The organism is Pseudomonas sp. GW822-FHT06D10, from assembly GCF_058799535.1.
The window spans coordinates 864,387-881,378 of record NZ_JBXALN010000002.1 but is presented as its reverse complement, the minus strand read 5'-3'; the positions used below and the strand labels follow the sequence as shown (position 1 = coordinate 881,378).

General features: G+C 66.4%; 13 protein-coding genes. 5 read left to right on the top strand and 8 right to left on the bottom strand.

Annotated features, from left to right (window positions below; all coding sequences use genetic code 11):
• Positions 1 to 201: 201 nt before the first annotated feature.
• The 5 genes from AC1RL5_RS09585 to AC1RL5_RS09565 form a co-directional block, all read right to left on the bottom strand.
• Positions 202 to 1,122, bottom strand: a complete 921-nt coding sequence (locus AC1RL5_RS09585) for a LysR substrate-binding domain-containing protein (protein WP_011059822.1) — start codon at positions 1,120 to 1,122, stop codon at positions 202 to 204.
• A gap of 99 nt (positions 1,123 to 1,221) precedes the next feature.
• Entirely contained in the window at positions 1,222 to 2,550 is a 1,329-nt protein-coding gene (locus AC1RL5_RS09580; protein ID WP_492589268.1) for an MFS transporter, read from the bottom strand.
• A 72-nt stretch (positions 2,551 to 2,622) separates the two neighbouring features.
• Positions 2,623 to 3,555, bottom strand: coding sequence for a 3,5-dioxohexanoate:acetyl-CoA acetone transferase (kce, locus tag AC1RL5_RS09575; protein ID WP_011059820.1), 933 nt, complete (start codon positions 3,553 to 3,555; stop codon positions 2,623 to 2,625).
• Between the two features lie 99 nt (positions 3,556 to 3,654).
• The gene (locus tag AC1RL5_RS09570; protein ID WP_011059819.1) at positions 3,655 to 4,443 is read right to left on the bottom strand and encodes an SDR family oxidoreductase; all 789 of its coding nucleotides are present in this window, start codon (positions 4,441 to 4,443) and stop codon (positions 3,655 to 3,657) included.
• Complete coding sequence (locus AC1RL5_RS09565) at positions 4,440 to 5,156, bottom strand: GntR family transcriptional regulator (RefSeq protein ID WP_011059818.1); 717 nt, start codon at positions 5,154 to 5,156, stop codon at positions 4,440 to 4,442. Before AC1RL5_RS09565 ends, AC1RL5_RS09570 begins: the two co-directional genes overlap by 4 nt.
• A 296-nt stretch (positions 5,157 to 5,452) precedes the next feature.
• Between AC1RL5_RS09565 and AC1RL5_RS09560 the strand changes: the two genes are divergently transcribed.
• The 5 genes from AC1RL5_RS09560 (at position 5,453) to AC1RL5_RS09540 (ending at position 12,619) form a co-directional block, all read left to right on the top strand.
• Positions 5,453 to 7,573: a 3-hydroxyacyl-CoA dehydrogenase NAD-binding domain-containing protein gene (locus tag AC1RL5_RS09560; RefSeq protein WP_492589267.1), complete on the top strand. Its 2,121-nt coding sequence runs from the start codon at positions 5,453 to 5,455 to the stop codon at positions 7,571 to 7,573.
• A gap of 17 nt (positions 7,574 to 7,590) precedes the next feature.
• Positions 7,591 to 8,772 carry an acetyl-CoA C-acyltransferase gene (locus AC1RL5_RS09555; RefSeq protein ID WP_207239871.1) on the top strand — a complete coding sequence of 394 codons (1,182 nt, stop codon included), beginning with the start codon at positions 7,591 to 7,593 and terminating at the stop codon, positions 8,770 to 8,772.
• 10 nt (positions 8,773 to 8,782) lie between these two features.
• On the top strand, positions 8,783 to 9,970 hold the full coding sequence (locus tag AC1RL5_RS09550; RefSeq protein ID WP_103407534.1) for an acyl-CoA dehydrogenase family protein: 1,188 nt from the start codon (positions 8,783 to 8,785) through the stop codon (positions 9,968 to 9,970).
• 10 nt (positions 9,971 to 9,980) lie between these two features.
• Positions 9,981 to 11,114 (top strand): acyl-CoA dehydrogenase family protein, encoded by a 1,134-nt coding sequence (locus AC1RL5_RS09545; protein WP_047284350.1) that lies wholly within the window; start codon positions 9,981 to 9,983, stop codon positions 11,112 to 11,114.
• A gap of 251 nt (positions 11,115 to 11,365) precedes the next feature.
• Positions 11,366 to 12,619, top strand: a complete 1,254-nt coding sequence (locus AC1RL5_RS09540) for an OprD family outer membrane porin (protein WP_072451347.1) — start codon at positions 11,366 to 11,368, stop codon at positions 12,617 to 12,619.
• A gap of 56 nt (positions 12,620 to 12,675) precedes the next feature.
• Here the strand turns inward: AC1RL5_RS09540 and AC1RL5_RS09535 are convergent, their stop codons facing one another.
• Genes AC1RL5_RS09535 through AC1RL5_RS09525 form a run of 3 tightly spaced genes read right to left on the bottom strand, consistent with a single transcriptional unit; the run spans position 12,676 to position 16,783 of the window.
• On the bottom strand, positions 12,676 to 13,644 hold the full coding sequence (locus AC1RL5_RS09535; protein WP_093404159.1) for an NAD(P)H-dependent flavin oxidoreductase: 969 nt from the start codon (positions 13,642 to 13,644) through the stop codon (positions 12,676 to 12,678).
• A 31-nt stretch (positions 13,645 to 13,675) separates the two neighbouring features.
• Entirely contained in the window at positions 13,676 to 15,031 is a 1,356-nt protein-coding gene (locus tag AC1RL5_RS09530) for an MFS transporter (protein ID WP_083533702.1), read from the bottom strand.
• A 48-nt stretch (positions 15,032 to 15,079) separates the two neighbouring features.
• Positions 15,080 to 16,783, bottom strand: coding sequence for a long-chain fatty acid--CoA ligase (locus AC1RL5_RS09525; RefSeq protein ID WP_492589266.1), 1,704 nt, complete (start codon positions 16,781 to 16,783; stop codon positions 15,080 to 15,082).
• Positions 16,784 to 16,992 lie beyond the last annotated feature (209 nt).

Sequence of the window (16,992 nt, the reverse complement as noted above, 5' to 3'; positions counted from 1 at the left end):
TCACACAGCAAAGCAGCCGCCTGTGCCTATGCCAAGCTGGCGGCCTCCGTTCACTGCACCGCTGTCGCCGCTGCCGCAGGCTGCGACCCGGTCCGCAGGACTGGCAAGGCCGCCACCCGATCCGCCAGGCAGACCGCATGGGCAGGTTTGGGGCCCGCTGCGCGGTCCATCGCAGCCTGCGGCAGCGGCTGCAAGGCACGATTAGCTCGCGAGGGGCGCCCGCTCGCTCATGAAGGCTTCCAGCCGCGAGCGCAGCCAGCGTTCGGCGGGGTCGGTGTCCACATGGCTGAGCCAGACCATGGACAGGTCCAGGGTCGGGGTCTTGAACGGAAACGGCTCGCAGTACAGTTGCCCCGAGGCGGCCATGGCGGCGGCGGCATAGTCGGGCAGGCTGGCGATCAGCTTGGTGCCGGCGAGCAGGGCCGGCAGCGAGCTGTACTGGGGCACCGACAACACGACCTGGCGGGTGCGGCCGATCTCCGCCAGCCACTCATCGGCGAAGCCGGCGACATTGGCGGTGTGGGACACCAGCACATGGGGCCGCGCGCAGTACTCATCGAGGGTCAGCGGTGTGTCGCTGGCATCGGCCCGCAGCACGCTGGGCTGGATATGCCGCAGCAGCTTGCGCTTGGCGTTGGCCGGCAGGCCGCGGGTCTGGCTGATGCCCACGGTGATATCGCCGGACGCCAGCAGGTCGGGAATCCGCCAGTAGTCCACGTGCTGCACCACGACCACCACTTGCGGCGCTTCCTGGCGCAGGGCCCGCAGCAGGGGGGGCAGCAGGCCGAACTCGACATCGTCGGACAGGCCGATGCGAAAGGTCATGGTGCTGCTGGCGGGATCGAAATCGTGGGTCAGGCTCAGGGCCGAGGACAGTGCGTCCAGGGCCGGCGACAGGTGCTGGATGATCTGCTCGGCACGGGCCGTGGGTTCCATGCGATGGCCGACGCGAATGAACAGCGGGTCGTTGAACATCGCCCGCAGGCGGTTGAGCGCGGAACTGATGGTGGGCTGGCCGAGGAACAGCTTCTCCGCCACCCGGGTGACATTGCGCTCGAGCATCAGCGCCTCGAACACCACCATCAGGTTGATATCGGCCTTGCGCAGTTCATTGCGATTCATTGATGTTGCCCCCGGTCCCCAGACGGGAAGCAGTGTAGAAAGGCCGGAGGGCTGGCGTCCAGGCAAGATCTGCCAAGCGACGCCGCCCCCGGGCAGACCTCAGGCGGAGTTTCTCGCCAGCCCACTCGCCCTTTGCTCACAGCGGTCCTCCTGGCCCTGGCGCAAACGCAGGGCCGCCAATGCCGCCACCAGCAGCACCAGGGCAATCACCTTGAGGCCATTCATGGCATTGCCGGTGCTCATCTCGATCGCGCCCATCACCGAAGGGCCGACAAAACCGCCCAGCAGCCCGCAGGAATTGACGAAGCCCAGGCCACCCGCCAACGCCGCGCCTTTGAGCCGTGAAGCCGGGTACAGGAAGATGATCGACTGCACCACGAAGAACATCAGCGCCGCCACGCAGAACCCCAGCAGGCTGAATACCGGCCCGGAAAACGCCGCGATCGACAGCCCCGCCGCCATCACCAGCAAGCCACAGACCAGCAGGCGCCGCGAGCGTTGCGGGCTGTTGGCCAGCCGGGGCAAGGCGATAGCCCCGACGGCTGCGGCGATCCAGGGCAGCGAGGTCAAAAGGCCAACGCTCATGATGCTCAGGTTGCCGTACTTGCCGATGATGCTGGGGAGGAAAAAGATCACGGTGTAGATGGTGATCTGATGGCAGAAGTAGACAAAGATCGCCAGCAGGATCTGTGGCGTGAAGCATTGCCGGAACGAGTGCCCGCCCTGCCCCGCGCCCTCGTCGGCTTCCCGGGCCAGGCGCTGTTCGATGGCCGCCGCTTCCTCGGCGCTCAGCCAGGGAGCACGGCTCGGGCGGTCCGGCAGGCGCCGCCATACCACCCAGGCGAAGAACACCGCCGGCAGGCCTTCGAGCAGGAACATCCACTGCCAGCCGTGCCAGCCCAAAAGGCCGTCCATCTTCATCAGCGCCGCGCCCAGCGGGCCGCCAATGATATTGGCCAGGCACACCCCCAGCAGGAAATAGCCGGTGGCCCGGGCCCGCTGCTGGCGGTCGAACCAGTAGGTCAGGTACAGCATGACCCCGGGAAACAGCCCGGCCTCGGCAATCCCCAGCAGCAGGCGCAGCACATAGAAGGAGGTCTCGCCCTGGACGAAAGCCATGGCGGCGGAGATCAGCCCCCAGGTCACCATGATCCGGGCGATCCAGAAGCGCGCGCCGACCTTGTGCATGATCAGGTTGCTCGGCACTTCGGACAGCGCATAGGTGAGGAAGAACAGTCCGGCCCCCAGCCCGTAGGCCGCGGCGGAAATCCCCAGGTCCACATCCAGCTGATGCTTGGCCAGGGCGATATTGGTGCGGTCGAGAAAACTCAGGACATAGGCCGCGATCAGCAGCGGCATCAGCTTGAGGAACATCAGCCGGGTCAGTTGTTGCGGGGCCCGGGGCGGCGCGGCGGTTGCAGTATTCATGGGCATATCCCTTTGTAATTGTTATGCGGGATCGCCAGCGCCCGGAAGGCGCCGGCAGCGGGCCTGCGGGGCTTAGAACGCGACCTGGTCGCGTCCCTTGAGCCCGAGCAGGGTGCGGGCTTCGTCCGCCGTCGCCACCCGGCCGCCCAGGGCCTCGATGACGCTGCGGATGCGTCGTACCTGGTCGGCGTTGCTCGCCGCCAGCTTGCCGGGGCCGTCCCACAGCGAGTCCTCCAGGCCGACCCGGGCATGGCTGCCCATGGCCAGGCCCATGGTCGCCAGGGGAATCTGGTTGCGCCCGGCGCCGAGGATCGACCAGTGATAGGCATCGCCGAACAGCCGGTCAGCGGTGCGGCGCATGTGTGCCAGGTCCTCGGGGTGGCCGCCGATGCCGCCCCGCAGGCCGAACACCGACTGGATGAACAGCGGCGCCTTGAGCAGGCCGCGCTCCAGGAAATGCGCAGCGGTGTAGAGGTGGCCGATGTCGTAGCACTCGATCTCGAAGCGCGTGCGGTTCTCGGCACAGGCGCTGAGGATATGGGCGATATCGCGGAAGGTATTGCGGAAAATCCGGTCGTCGCTTTCCTCCAGGTACGGCCGCTCCCAGTCGTGCTTGAACTCGGTGAAGCGGTTGAGCATTTCGTACAGGCCGAAGTTCATCGAGCCCATGTTCAGCGAGGCCAGTTCCGGCTTGAACTCCAGCACCGGTTGCAGGCGCTCCTCGACACCCATGGTCGGCGCGCCGCCGGTGGTGAGGTTGATCACCACGTCGCAGGCGGCCTTGATCTGCGGCAGGAAGCGCCGGAACAGCTCGGGGTCCTGGCTCGGCCGGCCGTCCTCCGGGTCCCGGGCATGCAAGTGGACGATGGCCGCCCCGGCCTCCGCGGCGGCGATGGCCTCGGCGGCGATCTCCCCGGCCGTGACCGGCAGGTGGGGCGACATGGACGGGGTATGAATGGCACCGGTAACGGCGCAAGTGATGATGACGGGTGTTTTTCCAGGCATGACGGTACTCCGACTTTTATTCTTGATGAAAAAAATCCCAGGGTGTCGCTACAGGTTTCAGCGCCGGCGGTCCTCGCCGGCGCGGCCAGCCGGCGGGAGCTAGAGGTATTCGACGTTGCCGTCGACGCTGATCGCCTGGCCGGTGACGTTGCATGCCGCCGGCGAACAGAGGAACAGCGCCATGGCCGCCACGTCTTCGGCACTGACCATGCGCTTGAGAGAGATCTTCTCCAGGTACTGCTCGCGCATCTGCGCCACCGGTACCCCGGTCTGTTCGGCCCGGGCCTGGATCACCGCCTCCATCCGCGGCCCCTCAACTATCCCCGGCAACAGCGCGTTGACCCGGATATCGCTGGCACCCAGCTCCGCCGCCAAAGACTTCATCAACCCGACAATCGCCCATTTGGTAGCGGCATAGGGCGTGCGCCAGGCGTAGCCCAGGCGCCCGGCCACGGAGGCGATGTGCAGCAGGTGGGCCTTGTCCGATGCCTTGAGCAGGGGCACCGCGTGGTGGGCGAAGCGGTATTGCGCGGTCAGGTTGATATCGATGGTGCGCTGCCAGTCGGCATCGCTGACGGCATCGATGCCCGCGGTCGGCCCGGCAATGCCGGCGTTGTTGACCAGCACATCGAGGCCACCGAAGTGCTGCACCTGAAGCTTGAACAAGGCTTCGATCTGCGCCGGGTCGGCGACATCGGTACGGGTTGCCAGGGCCTCGGGGTAGCGATCGCGAAAGGCCGCCAGGGCCGCTTCACTGACATCGCACACATGCACCTGGGCGCCGGCTTCAAGGTAGGCAGCGGCCAGCACTTCACCGATGCCCGCCGCGCCACCGGAAATCATCACCCGCAAGCCCGGATAAGGCTGCAAACGCTGAAGGATGCTCATGCCCGGCCTCCTTTGCGCTGTGCTGCGCCGTCGCTCTTGGCCAGCAGGCGGCCCAGGGAATCCGCCGCCTGCATGATGTCGTCGGTGACCGCTGCTCGCGCCGCCGGGCCATCGCCGGCGACCAGGGCCTCGACGATTCGGTTGTGGGCTTCCATGGAACGTTGCAGGTGGGCCTTGTCCGGCGCCACCAGGGCGAAGCAGGGGCCCATGTGCAGCCAGAAGTTCTCCACGGCGGCCATGGTCAGTTCGGCCCGGGCCACTGCATAGATGCGCCGGTGGAAAGCGAAGTTGGTCCACAGGTAGCGGGAGACATCCACCTCGTCGGCGGCCTTCTGCATCTGCCGGCAGAGATCGGCGATCTCCTGCATATCGGCCTTGTGCAGATGCTGCACGGCCTTTTCCGCCAGCAGCCCCTCCAGGGCCACCCGTGCATCACGGATTTCCCGCAGGCGCTCCACCGTCATCATGCGTACCCGCAGGCGGGAGGTTTCCGTGACCTCGAAGGCATTTTCCGCACTCAAGCGCTGCAGGGCTTCACGCACCGGCATCGGGCTGGAACCCAGGGCTTCGGCCAGGCCACGAATGGTCAGTTTCTGGCCGGGCTGGAATCGGCCACTCATCAAGGCTTCGCGAATCTGTCGATACACCTGTTCCTGCAAGGTATCGCGAGAAACCTGACGCAAGGTAGGCAGGGGGATAGGACCTTCGGACATGGGGGTGACACCTGTGTTGTGATTCTTGTGGGCAGCAATATGTGATCACAAATCAAATATGTCAAATATTCATCCTCAAGTCTCTGAAGCAATCAAGGGCTTAAATCAAGTAAAAAGAATCTTTTTATTCCGCACTGCGAAACACTATTCCGTATTGACCCACTAATTTATTGATGACAGGATTATTTTCACCAGCCGATTCAAACAGCGGAATCCAATCCTGATTTCCGTTCAGCGCCCGGAGCCCCTGGGCAACCATCGGCCTCACGCTGCCCTTTCCTCCGGAGACTGCTGCAATGAGTCGCGACACCGCCCAGCCCTCTGTGGCATCCGCCCTGCACGGCAACATCCTGGTCCTGACCCTCGACAACCCGCCGGTGAACGCCCTTGGCGTGGAGGTCAGACGCGGGCTGCTGGCCGCCATGGACAGCGCCGCCGACGATCCGACGGTGGCCGCCATCCTGCTGGTCGGCGCCGGGCGCCACTTCTGTGGCGGCGCCGATATTCGCGAATTCGGCCAGACGCCCCAGGCCCCGGCATTGCCAGCGGTGGTCAAGCGCATCGAGGACAGCGCCAAACCGGTGGTGGCGACCATCCAGGGCGTGGCACTGGGAGGCGGCCTGGAAGTGGCCCTGGCGGCCCACTACCGCCTGGCCCTGGGCAGCGCCCGCCTCGGCCTGCCGGAAGTGCTGCTCGGCCTGCTGCCCGGGGCCGGTGGCACTCAGCGCCTGCCACGCCTGATCGGTGCCCGGGCGGCCCTGGAACTGATGCTCAGCGGCCGTCACCTGAATGCCCGGGAGGCCCTCGACCTGGGGGTGGTGGACCGCCTGGCGGAGGGTGAGGATGCCCTGGCGGCCGGCCTGGCCTATGCCCGCGAGCTGGTGGACAGCCATGCCGGCGTGCGGCGCACCCGGGACGCCCGGGCCCTGGGCGATCAGCATCTGCAACGCGAACAGATCAACGCCGCCCGCGAACAGCTCACGCACAAGGCCAAGGGCCTGCTGTCGCCGCAGAACATCATTCGTGCGGTCGAGGCGGCCCTTGACCGGCCCTTCGATCAAGGCCTGGAGGAAGAACGCCGGCTGTTCCAGGAATGCCTCGACAGCCCGCAGCGTGCCGGGCTGGTACATGCCTTTTTCGCCGAGCGCGAAGTGCTCAAGGCCCCGGAAACCCGCATCGCCCAGCCTCGCCCCATCGAACAGGTGGCCGTGGTCGGCGGCGGCACCATGGGCGCCGGCATCGCTGTCTCGGCCCTCGACGCCGGCCTGCAGGTCACCATGATCGAGCGCGACCAGCAGGCCCTGGACCGCGGCCGGGGCAACGTCGAGAAGGTCTATGACGGGCTGATCGAAAAAGGCCGCCTGGATGCCGCCGGCAAGGCCGCGACCCTGGCCCGCTTCCGTGTCAGCCTGGACTACCAGGACCTGGCCCGGGCCGACCTGGTGATCGAAGCGGTGTTCGAGGACATGGCCGCCAAGCAGGCGGTGTTCAAGGAACTGGACCGGGTGTGCAAACCTGGCGCGGTACTGGCCAGCAACACCTCCTACCTGGACCTCAACGCCATCGCCGACAGCGTCTCGCGGCCTGCCGATGTCATCGGGCTGCACTTCTTCTCCCCCGCCAACATCATGAAGCTGCTGGAGATCGTGGTCCCGGCCAAGGTCGCACCGGACGTGGTGGCCACGGCCTTCGAACTGGCGAAGAAACTGCGCAAGGTGCCGGTGCGTGCCGGGGTCTGCGATGGTTTCATCGGCAACCGGATCCTCGCGGTCTACCGTCAGGCGGCGGACTACATGATGGAGGACGGCGCTTCGCCCTATCAGATCGACCAGGCCCTGCGCGACTTCGGCTTCCCCATGGGACCCTTCCAGGTGGCCGACCTGGCCGGCGGCGATATCGGCTGGGCGACGCGCAAACGCAAGGCCGCCACCCGCAATCCCGACGCGCGCTACGTGCAGATTGCCGACCGCCTGTGCGAGCGCGGCTGGTTCGGACAAAAGACCGGCCGTGGCTACTACCTCTATGCCCAGGGCCCGCGCAGCGCCACCCAGGACCCGGAAGTCCTGGCCATCATCGACGCCGAGCGGGCCCGGGCCGGCATCACGCCCCGCCCCTTCGGCAACCCGGAGATCCTGCGGCGCTACATGGCGGCGATGATCAACGAAGGCGCCAACGTGGTGCACGAAGGCATCGCCCTGCGCCCCCTGGATGTGGACATCACCTTTATCCATGGCTACGGCTTCCCGCGCTATCGCGGTGGCCCGCTCAAGTACGCCGACCAGTACGGCCTGCCCCAGGTGCTGGCGGACATCCGCGAATTCGCCGAACAAGACCCGCTGTTCTGGAAAGCCTCGCCGCTGCTGGAGCAGTTGGTGGAGCGCGGCGAGAACTTCGACAGCCTCAACCACAGCCATTGACTCAAGGAGCACGCGCCATGCGCGAAGCCGTCATCGTATCCACCGCACGCACGCCCCTGACCAAGGCCCACCGCGGCGAATTCAACATCACTCCCGGCCCGACCCTCGCCGCTTTCGCGGTACGCGCCGCCGTGGAACGGGCCGGCATCGACCCGGGGCTGATCGAGGACGCCATCCTCGGTTGTGGCTACGGCGAAGGCACCACCGGGCGCAACGTCGCGCGCCTGGCGGTGGTCCGCGCCGGCCTGCCCATCGGCATCGCCGGCACCACGGTGAACCGCTTCTGCGCCTCCGGCTTGCAGGCCATCGCCATGGCCGCCGGGCGTATCGTGGTCGATGGCGCCCCCGCCATCATTGCCGGTGGCGTGGAAAGCATCTCGCAGATCCGCGGCCGCGGCAGCGACGACCCGGACCTCGACCCCTGGCTTGTGCAGCACAAGCCGGAGCTGTTCCTGCCGATGATCGAGACCGCGGACATCGTCGCCGCGCGCTACGGCATCAGCCGCGAGGCCCAGGACCGTTTCTCGCTGCGCAGCCAGCACAAGACCGAAGCGGCGCAACGGGCTGGGCACTACCGCGAGGAAATCATTCCCTGCACCACCACCATGGCCGTGACCGACAAGCAGAGCGGCGAGGTCAGCCAGCACCAGGTCACGGTGGACGCCGACACCTGCAACCGCCTGGGGAGCACTTACGAGGCCCTGGCCAAACTGGAACCGGTGCTGGGCCCGCAGCGCTTCATCAGCGCCGGCAACGCCTCGCAACTGTCCGACGGCGCCTCGGCTTGCGTACTGATGGAGGCCCGTGAAGCGGCCCGCGCCAACCTGCAACCGCTGGGCGTGTTCCGTGGCATGGCGGTGGCCGGTTGCGAACCCGACGAAATGGGCATCGGCCCGGTGTTCGCCGTACCCCGGCTGCTGGCCCGGCACGGCCTCAAGGTGGACGACATCGGCCTCTGGGAACTCAACGAAGCCTTCGCCTCCCAGGCGCTCTATTGCCAGCAGCGGCTGGGCATCGCCGATGAATGCCTGAACGTCAACGGCGGGGCCATCGCCCTCGGCCACCCGTTCGGCATGACCGGTGCGCGCCTGGCCGGCCATGTGCTGCTCGAAGGTCGGCGCCGCGGGGTCAAGTACGCCGTGGTCAGCATGTGCATTGCCGGCGGCATGGGCGCCGCCGCGCTGTTCGAAATCTATTGAGGACGCCGACATGGACCTGAGTTTCACCCCCCAAGAAGAAGCCTTCCGCAATCAGGTGCAGGCCTTCCTCGCCGAACACTTGCCCAGCGAACTGAGTGACAAGGTGGCCAATGGCGAACGCCTGTCCAAGGCCGACATGGAGCACTGGCATTCGACCCTCAACACCCGCGGCTGGCTGGCCAACCACTGGCCCGAGGCCTTTGGCGGGCCGGGCTGGAGCGCCGTGGAGAAATTCATCTTCGAACTCGAATGCGGCCTGGCCAACGCGCCGCGCATCGTGCCGTTCGGGGTCAACATGCTGGGCCCGGTGCTGATCAAGTACGGCACCCCACAGCAGCAGGACTACTGGCTACCGCGCATCCTCGACGGCCGCCACTGGTGGTGCCAGGGCTATTCGGAACCCGGTGCCGGCTCGGACCTGGCGGCGGTCAAGACCACGGCCGTGCGCGACGGCGATCACTATGTGGTCAACGGCCAGAAGACCTGGACCACCCTGGGCCAGCACGCCAACATGATTTTCTGCCTGGTGCGCACCGACCGCGAGGCCAAGCCCCAGGAAGGCATCAGCTTCCTGCTGATCGACATGGCCAGCCCCGGGGTCGAGGTGCGTCCGATCATCACCCTGGAAGGCGACCACGAGATCAACGAGGTGTTTTTCACCGACGTGCGGGTGCCGGTGGCCAACCTGGTGGGCGAGGAAAACAAGGGCTGGACCTGTGCCAAGTACCTGTTGACCTACGAGCGCACCAACATTGCCGGGGTCGGCTTGTCCATGGCCGCGCTGCAACGCCTCAAGCGCGTGGCAGCACAGCGCACCCGCAATGGCCGGCCGCTGCTGGAAGACCCGCAGTTCGCCTCACGCCTGGCCCGGGTCGAGATCGACCTTGAGAACATGAAGACCACCAACCTGCGGGTGATTGCAGCGGTGGCCGGTGGCGGCGCGCCCGGCGCGGAAAGCTCGATGCTGAAGATCTGCGGCACGGAAATCCGCCAGGAGCTCACCGCTCTGCTGCGCCGGGCCATGGGCCCCGCCGCCCGGGTCATGCAGGACGAAGGCGACACTGGGGCGATGGACCTGGGCCCGGCCTTCGCCAGTAGCGCGGCGGCGCAGTACTTCAACAATCGCAAGCTGTCGATCTTCGGCGGCTCCAATGAAATCCAGAAAAACATCATTTCGAAAATGATTCTCGGGCTCTGAGGGGGCGCACATGAATTTCGAACACAGCGCAGAACGGCGCATGCTCGGCGACAGCTTGAACCGCTTTATCGCCCAGCACTACAACCTGGAAAAACGCCAGCAGAGCCTGCAGTCAGGCCAGGGTTTCAACTCCGGGATCTGGCAGCAGTTGGCAGAGATGGGGGTGATCGGCGCCCTGTTCAGCGAAGCCGACGGTGGCTACGGCGGCGGTGGCTTCGACCTGGCCCTGGTCTTCGAGGCCGTGGGCCGCGGGCTGCTGGTGGAACCGCTGCTGGGCAGCGCGGTGCTGGCCGGGGACGCCATCGCCAGCGCCGGTAGCGAAACGCAGAAGATCGAGCTGGCGCAGATCATCGACGGCAGCCTGATCGCCGCCCTGGCCCATGACGAACCCGACAGCCACTACGAACTCAACCGGGTCGCCTGCCGCGCCGAACCCCAGGCCGACGGCTGGCGCCTGGATGGCACCAAGAGCCTGGTGCTGCACGGCGAGCAGGCCGGGTTGCTGGTGGTGTCGGCCCGCACCGCCGGAGCCATTGACGACAGCCAGGGCATTTCGCTGTTCCTGGTGCCCAGGGACACCCCGGGCCTGGAGATCCGCGGCAGCGCCACCCTCGATGGCGGCCCCGTGGCGCAGGTGCGCCTGAACCAGCTGCTTGTGCCGGGCTCCGCCCTGCTGGGCACCCTGCACCAGGGCCATGCCACCCTGGAGCGGGCCATTGGCCGCGGCGTGCTGGCGTTGTGCGCCGAAGCCCTGGGCGCCATGGAAGTGGCCAAAGTGGCCACCCTGGATTACCTGCGCACCCGCCAGCAGTTCGGCCGCCCGATCGGCAGTTTCCAGGCACTGCAACATCGCATGGCGGTGCTGCTGCTGGAGATCGAACAAGCGCGCTCGGCGGTGATCAATGCCGCCTCGGCCCTGGAGGCCGATCGCCTGGACCGTGAGCGCGCGCTGTCAGCGGCCAAGGTCAGCATCGGCCGCATCGGCACCCTGGTGGCGCAAGAATGCATCCAGTTGCACGGCGGCATCGGCATGACCTGGGAGCTGCCCCTGGCCCATTACGCCAAGCGGCTGGTGATGATCGACCATCAGCTGGGGGACGAGGATCACCACCTGCAACGCTACATCGCCCTCGGCAAGCAATAGGCCCCATGAATCGCGGCCCGGGCGGCCACCTGGGCCTGTCGCAAGGGCAGCAGGTGTCGCCGCCTTCCTTGCCCGGTGCGCAGCGCGCTGCCCGACGCTGCGCTCAATCCCCCTACTGAACCCAAGCCAAGCCTGGCGCCGCATCAGCGCGGCGCCCGACAAGGGCGTGGCCGGCGCTTTTCCCGGGCCACGGCGACAGCGGCCTGGCCAAGGCTCCACTCACTATAAAAACAACAACACCGGTGAATACCATGCACTCGACCTCCCACCCTTGCCTGCCCCTGTCCACCCTGATGGGTGGCTGCATGCTGCCGCTGATGTGCCAGGCGCAGTTCATCGACGACAGCCAGCTGGCCCTGGGGGCCCGCAACTTCTACATGAATCGCGACATCCACGGCGACCGGCCGCCCCAGAGCAAGGCCGAGGAATGGGCCCAGGGATTTGTCCTGCGTTACCAGTCGGGCTTCACCGAAGGCAGTGTCGGCCTGGGGGTCGACGGGCTCGGCTTGCTGGGCCTCAAGCTCGACTCCGGCGGTGGCACCGCCCATACCGGCGCGCTGCTGGCCGACCGCAATGGCGATGTGGCCGGCCAGTACGGCTCCCTGGGCCTCACCGCCAAGGCTCGGGTTGCCCGCAGCGTGTTGAGCATCGGCACCCACGAGCCCTTGTTGCCGGTGGCCTTTCGCAACGACACCCGGCTGCTGCCGCAGACCTTCAACGGTGCACGACTGGAGTCCAGGGATATCCGCGACCTGGACGTGACCCTGGGGCGTTTCCAGGATGTGCGCCAGCGCAACTCCACCGACTACGAGGACCTGCAGATGTCCGCTCTGGCCCGGAACGGCAAGCAGGTGAACGGCCGGGTCGCCAGTGACAGTTTCAGTTACAGCGGGGCCAGCTACGCCCTGCGGCCGGACCTCAAGGCCAGCTACTTCTACGCCCAACTGCGGGACAACTATCGCCAGCACTACGCTAACCTGGCCCATAGCGCGGCGCTCGGCCGGGGCCTGTCGCTGAAGTCCGAGCTGCGCTACTTCCACAGCACCGGCCTGGGCCAGGCCGAGGTCGACAACCGCTACCTGGGGGTCATGGAAACCCTGGCCTACCGCGGCCACGCCCTGAGCCTCATCTACCAGGACCAGCGCGGGCGCAGCGGCCTGCCCCACATCAGCGGCACCGACCCCTACGGCTTCAATACCTCGACCTACAAGTCCTTCATCAACGCCGGGGAGAACGCCTGGCAGTTGCGCTACCGCTATGACTTCACGAGCCTGGGCCTGCCCGGCTTGAGCCTGATGAGCCGTTATGTGCGCAGCAATGAGTTCCGCATCGGCCAGCAGGCTGCTCGGGAACGGGAACTGGACACCGACCTGGCCTATGTGATCCAGAGCGGCCCGTTCAAGGACCTGGGGCTGCGCTGGCGCAATGTGGTGTACCGGGCCAACTATGCGGCCAACGTGGATGAAAACCGCCTGATCCTCGAATACAGCCACAGATTCTGGTAGATCGCGAAAACGACGCTGCCGGCCATTGCCGGCAGCCTCCCCTTCCCATTTGTGCGTTACAGCAACCGGGTGCTCAGCCCCTGGCAGGCCTGCTGATACTCCCTGCCCAGGCGCGCCACCAAGTCTCCGGCGCTCGGTACGCCGTCAACCACGCCAATCCCCTGGCCGCAGCCCCAGATCTCCTTCCAGGCCTTGGGCTTGTGCCTGTCTGCGCCGAAGTTCATCTGCGAGGGATCGCTGCTGGGCAGGTCATCGGGGTCCAGCCCTGCGGCCACCAGCGAGGCCTTCAGGTAATTGCCGTGCACCCCGGTGATCAGGTTGGTGTAGACGATATCCTCGGCCGTCGACTGGCTGATCATCTGCTTGTAGCCCGCCACCGCGTTGGCCTCCTGGGTGGCGATAAAGGCCGAGCCGATGTAGGCCAGGTCCGCCCCCAGGGCCTGGGCCGCGAGGATCGAACGCCCCGAGGCAATGGCCCCGGAAAGCAGCAGCGGGCCATCGAACCATTGGCGGATTTCCTGCACCAGGGCAAACGGCGACTGGGTGCCCGCATGCCCTCCGGCGCCGGCCGCCACGGCAATCAGGCCATCGGCGCCCTTGTCGATGGCCTTGCGCGCAAAACGGTTGTTGATCACGTCGTGCAGCACGATGCCGCCGTAGCTGTGCACCGCCTGGTTGATCTCGGGGCGCGCGCCCAGGGAGGTGATGATGATCGGCACCTTGTGCTGCACGCAGACCGCCATGTCCTGCTCCAGCCGGTCATTGGAGCGGTGGACGATCTGGTTCACCGCAAACGGCGCGGCGGGCCGCTGCGGGTGCAGCCGGTCGTGCTCGGCCAGGGCCTGGGTGATCTGCTCGATCCACTCCCCCAGGCGCTCGGCCGGCCGTGCGTTCAACGCCGGAAAGGAACCGACGATCCCGGCCTTGCACTGGGCGATCACCAGCTCGGGAGTGGAAATGATGAACAGCGGCGCGGCCACCACTGGCAGGCGCAAATGCTGGGTGAGAATCTTCGGCAGGCTCATGTTCGGGCTCCTGGGCAATCCAATGGGTAGTTCATGATTCGGCGACGACCGCAGCGACCTTGGGCGCCCGGGCGATGCGCGCGGTCACCAGTACCAGCCCGCCCGCCAGCAGGTACATGACAATCCCCAGGTACATGCTCGACACGTGGCCGCCGGTATGGCTGTTGATCACCCCGTTGAGCCAGGGTGTGACCGCCGGGCCGAGGTTGCCCAGGCTGCTGATGAAGGCAATGCCCCCGGCGGTGGCCGCCACCGACAGGTACTCGCTGACCAGGGCGAAGAAGATCGGCGTGCCGGCCTTGATCCCCACGTAGGCAAAACCCAGGGCCGTAACCGACAGCAGCAGGTGGCCGTTGAGCAAGGTGGTGACCGCCAGGCCGAACACCGCGATGGCCATGCAGCCGACGAAGTGCCAGCGCCGCTCCCGGTGCTTGTCGGAGTGCTGCCCGATCAGCACCATGCCGACGATCCCGACGATATTGGGGATCGCGGTGATCAGCCCGACCTGCAACAGGTCCTTGCTGCCCCAGCCCTGGATCAGGCTGGGCATCCAGAACACCAGCATGTAGGTGGCGCCCAGGAACATGAAATAGGCCGTGGACAGCAGGTAGATCCTGGGGTCGCGAAACATCTGCGCCAGGCTGTCTTGGGATTTGTCCCGGGCGTTCGCCAGATCCTGGGCCATGTCGGCGTCCAGCAGGCGTTTTTCCCCGGGGCTGAGCCAGCGAGCCTGGGCCGGGCTGTCCTGTAGATAGAGAAAGGCCACCACCCCCAGGACACTGGCCGGCAGCCCCTGGATCATGAACATCCACTGCCAGCCGTGCAGGCCGACCGTGCCATCCAGGTACTTGAGGATGCTGCCCGAGACCGGCCCGGCGATCAGCCCGGCGACTGCGGCGGCAGTCATGAAGATGGCGATCACCTGCCCCCGGCGCGGCGCCGGGAACCAGTAGGTGAAATACAGGATCACCCCGGGGAAGAACCCGGCCTCGAAGGCCCCCAAAAGAAAACGCAGAACGTAGAACTGCATCGGGGTGCTGACGAACATCATCGCCGCGGCCACCAGGCCCCAGCAGAACATGATCCGTAACAGGGTCTTGCGCACGCCGCTGCGCTTGAGCATCAGGTTGCTGGGCACTTCGAAGATGAAGTAGCCGATGAAGAAGATCCCCGCCCCCAGGCCATACACCGCATCGCCGAACGGCAGGGTCTGCTTCATCTGCAACTGGGCGTAGCCGATGTTCACCCGGTCCAGAAAGGCCACCATGTAGCACAGCATCAACAGCGGCAGCAGGCGCCAGCGGATCCTGGCGTACAGCGTGTCGAGCTGCCGGGCATGCTCGGGTGAGGCGTGGGAATCCTGGACCGTTATTGTTGTTGTAGTCATTGTCGTCTCCGACGCAGTCGCGGGTTGGCCCGCCTGGGAAATCACTCTTCAGCTATGGGTCGCCTCGCGATCCTGGAGCACGCGCCACATCACCTTGCCGGAGCCGGACTTGGGCAGGCTGTCGACGAACTCCAGCACCCGCGGCACCTTGTAGGCGGCCATGTGCTCGCGCGCCCAGGCGATGATCTCTTCGCTGGTGGTGCGGCCCCGGGCCTCGCTGCGCAGCACCACCAGGGCCTTGACGCTTTCCCCGCGGTAGGCGTCCCGGGTGGCGATGACACAGGCTTCGTGCACCGCCGGGTGCTTGAACAGCAGCGCCTCCACTTCCGCCGGCCAGACCTTGAAGCCGCTGCTGTTGATCATTCGCTTGAGGCGGTCGGTGAGAAAGAAATAGCCCTCCTCATCCATGCGCCCCAGATCGCCGGTGCGCAGGAAACGCTTGCCCTCGAACTCGACGAACGCCGCCTCGGTGGCTTCAGGGTTGCGCCAGTAGCCTTTGAACAGCATCGGGCCAAAGGTGATGATTTCCCCCACCTCGCCGGGTGCAAGTTCCTCCAGGGTGCGCGGGTCCACCACCCGTGAATCGACGCCAAAGAACGGCATGCCCAGGCATTGCAGCTTGGCCCGCTCAGGGGGGTTGCCATGGCTGGCGGCGGCGGTTTCGGTGAGGCCGTAGCCTTCGAGAAAAGTCAGGCCGAACTCCTGGCGCAGGCGCTGCGCCACCGCCTCGGGCATCGCCGCCCCGCCACCGTTGATATGCACCAGGCTCGACAGTTCGAAGTCCTGGTAATGGGGGCTGGCGAACAGGTCGATGACCATGGTCGGGATGCAGGTCCAGTGGGTCACCCGGTACCGCGAGATCAGCCGCCCGGCCAGCTCCCGATCCCAGCGCGGCATGATCACCGTACTGGTGGCATCGAACACCGCCCGCAAGACAAAGCACACCAGGCCGGTGATGTGGAAGAACGGCACGACCCCAAGGCCCACCGACTCCACGGTGGATTGGGTCCAGCTGCCGCTGACCGCGTTGCTCATCAGGCTGCGATGGGTGTGCATGCAGCCCTTGGGATGGCCAGTGGTACCCGAGGTGTATTGCAGCAGCGCCAGGTCATCGGCCTGGGCAGTGTGCGGGCCGGGGCAACGTGCCTGGGCCAGGGCCTGGTTCCAGCGCTGGTAGCCCTCGGGCAGCGGTGGCTCGCTGCGCAGCCAGGCATCGATCTCGGCGCTGGCGACCTCCGCCGGGTGCATGTCCGCCGATGCCGGCATGGCATCGCTGTAGCGGGTCACCAGGACCCGGTGCAGTCGCTGCTCGGGTTCGAGGCTGGCATTCGCCGCCTGGGCGATGGGCGCCAGGTCCGCGGCGCAGATCAGTACCCGCGCCTGGGCATCGCCGAGCTGGTAGCTCAGCTCTTGCACCTTGTTCATCGGGTTGATCGGCACCAGCACCGCATTGGCCCGCAGGATGGCGTAGCAGGCGACGATGAATTGCGGGCAGTTCTGCAGGTACAGCGCCACCCGGTCACCGGGCTCGACCCCTTCGCCCTGCAACCAGCCGGCCAGCGCCAGGGCCTCGGCCTGCAACTGGGCAAAGCTCAGCGTGTGGCCGAAAAACCGGTAGGCGACCTTGTCCGGGTAACGCCGGGCCGCCACCTCCAGGTTGAACCAGAGCGAGGTGGCCGGCACCGACAAGGCCAGGGGCAGGCGCTTGGGCCAGACGCGGTGATGGGGGCGCAGGGTACGAGCGGTGGACATGGAAGACTCCTTCAAGCCCGGGAATGATCGAGGGAACAGCCATGGACAGCGTCATCCGGTGCCGGCTGGCCAGCCAGGCCGCACGTTGATTGGCCACCGCCCCGGGTTGATCCTGCCCCATGCAGGGCGTGATTTTCAACCACTTATATTCCGCTGTGCGAAATAACATTCCATATTGACCGGTAGAATATTCGCTGACATCCTGCATT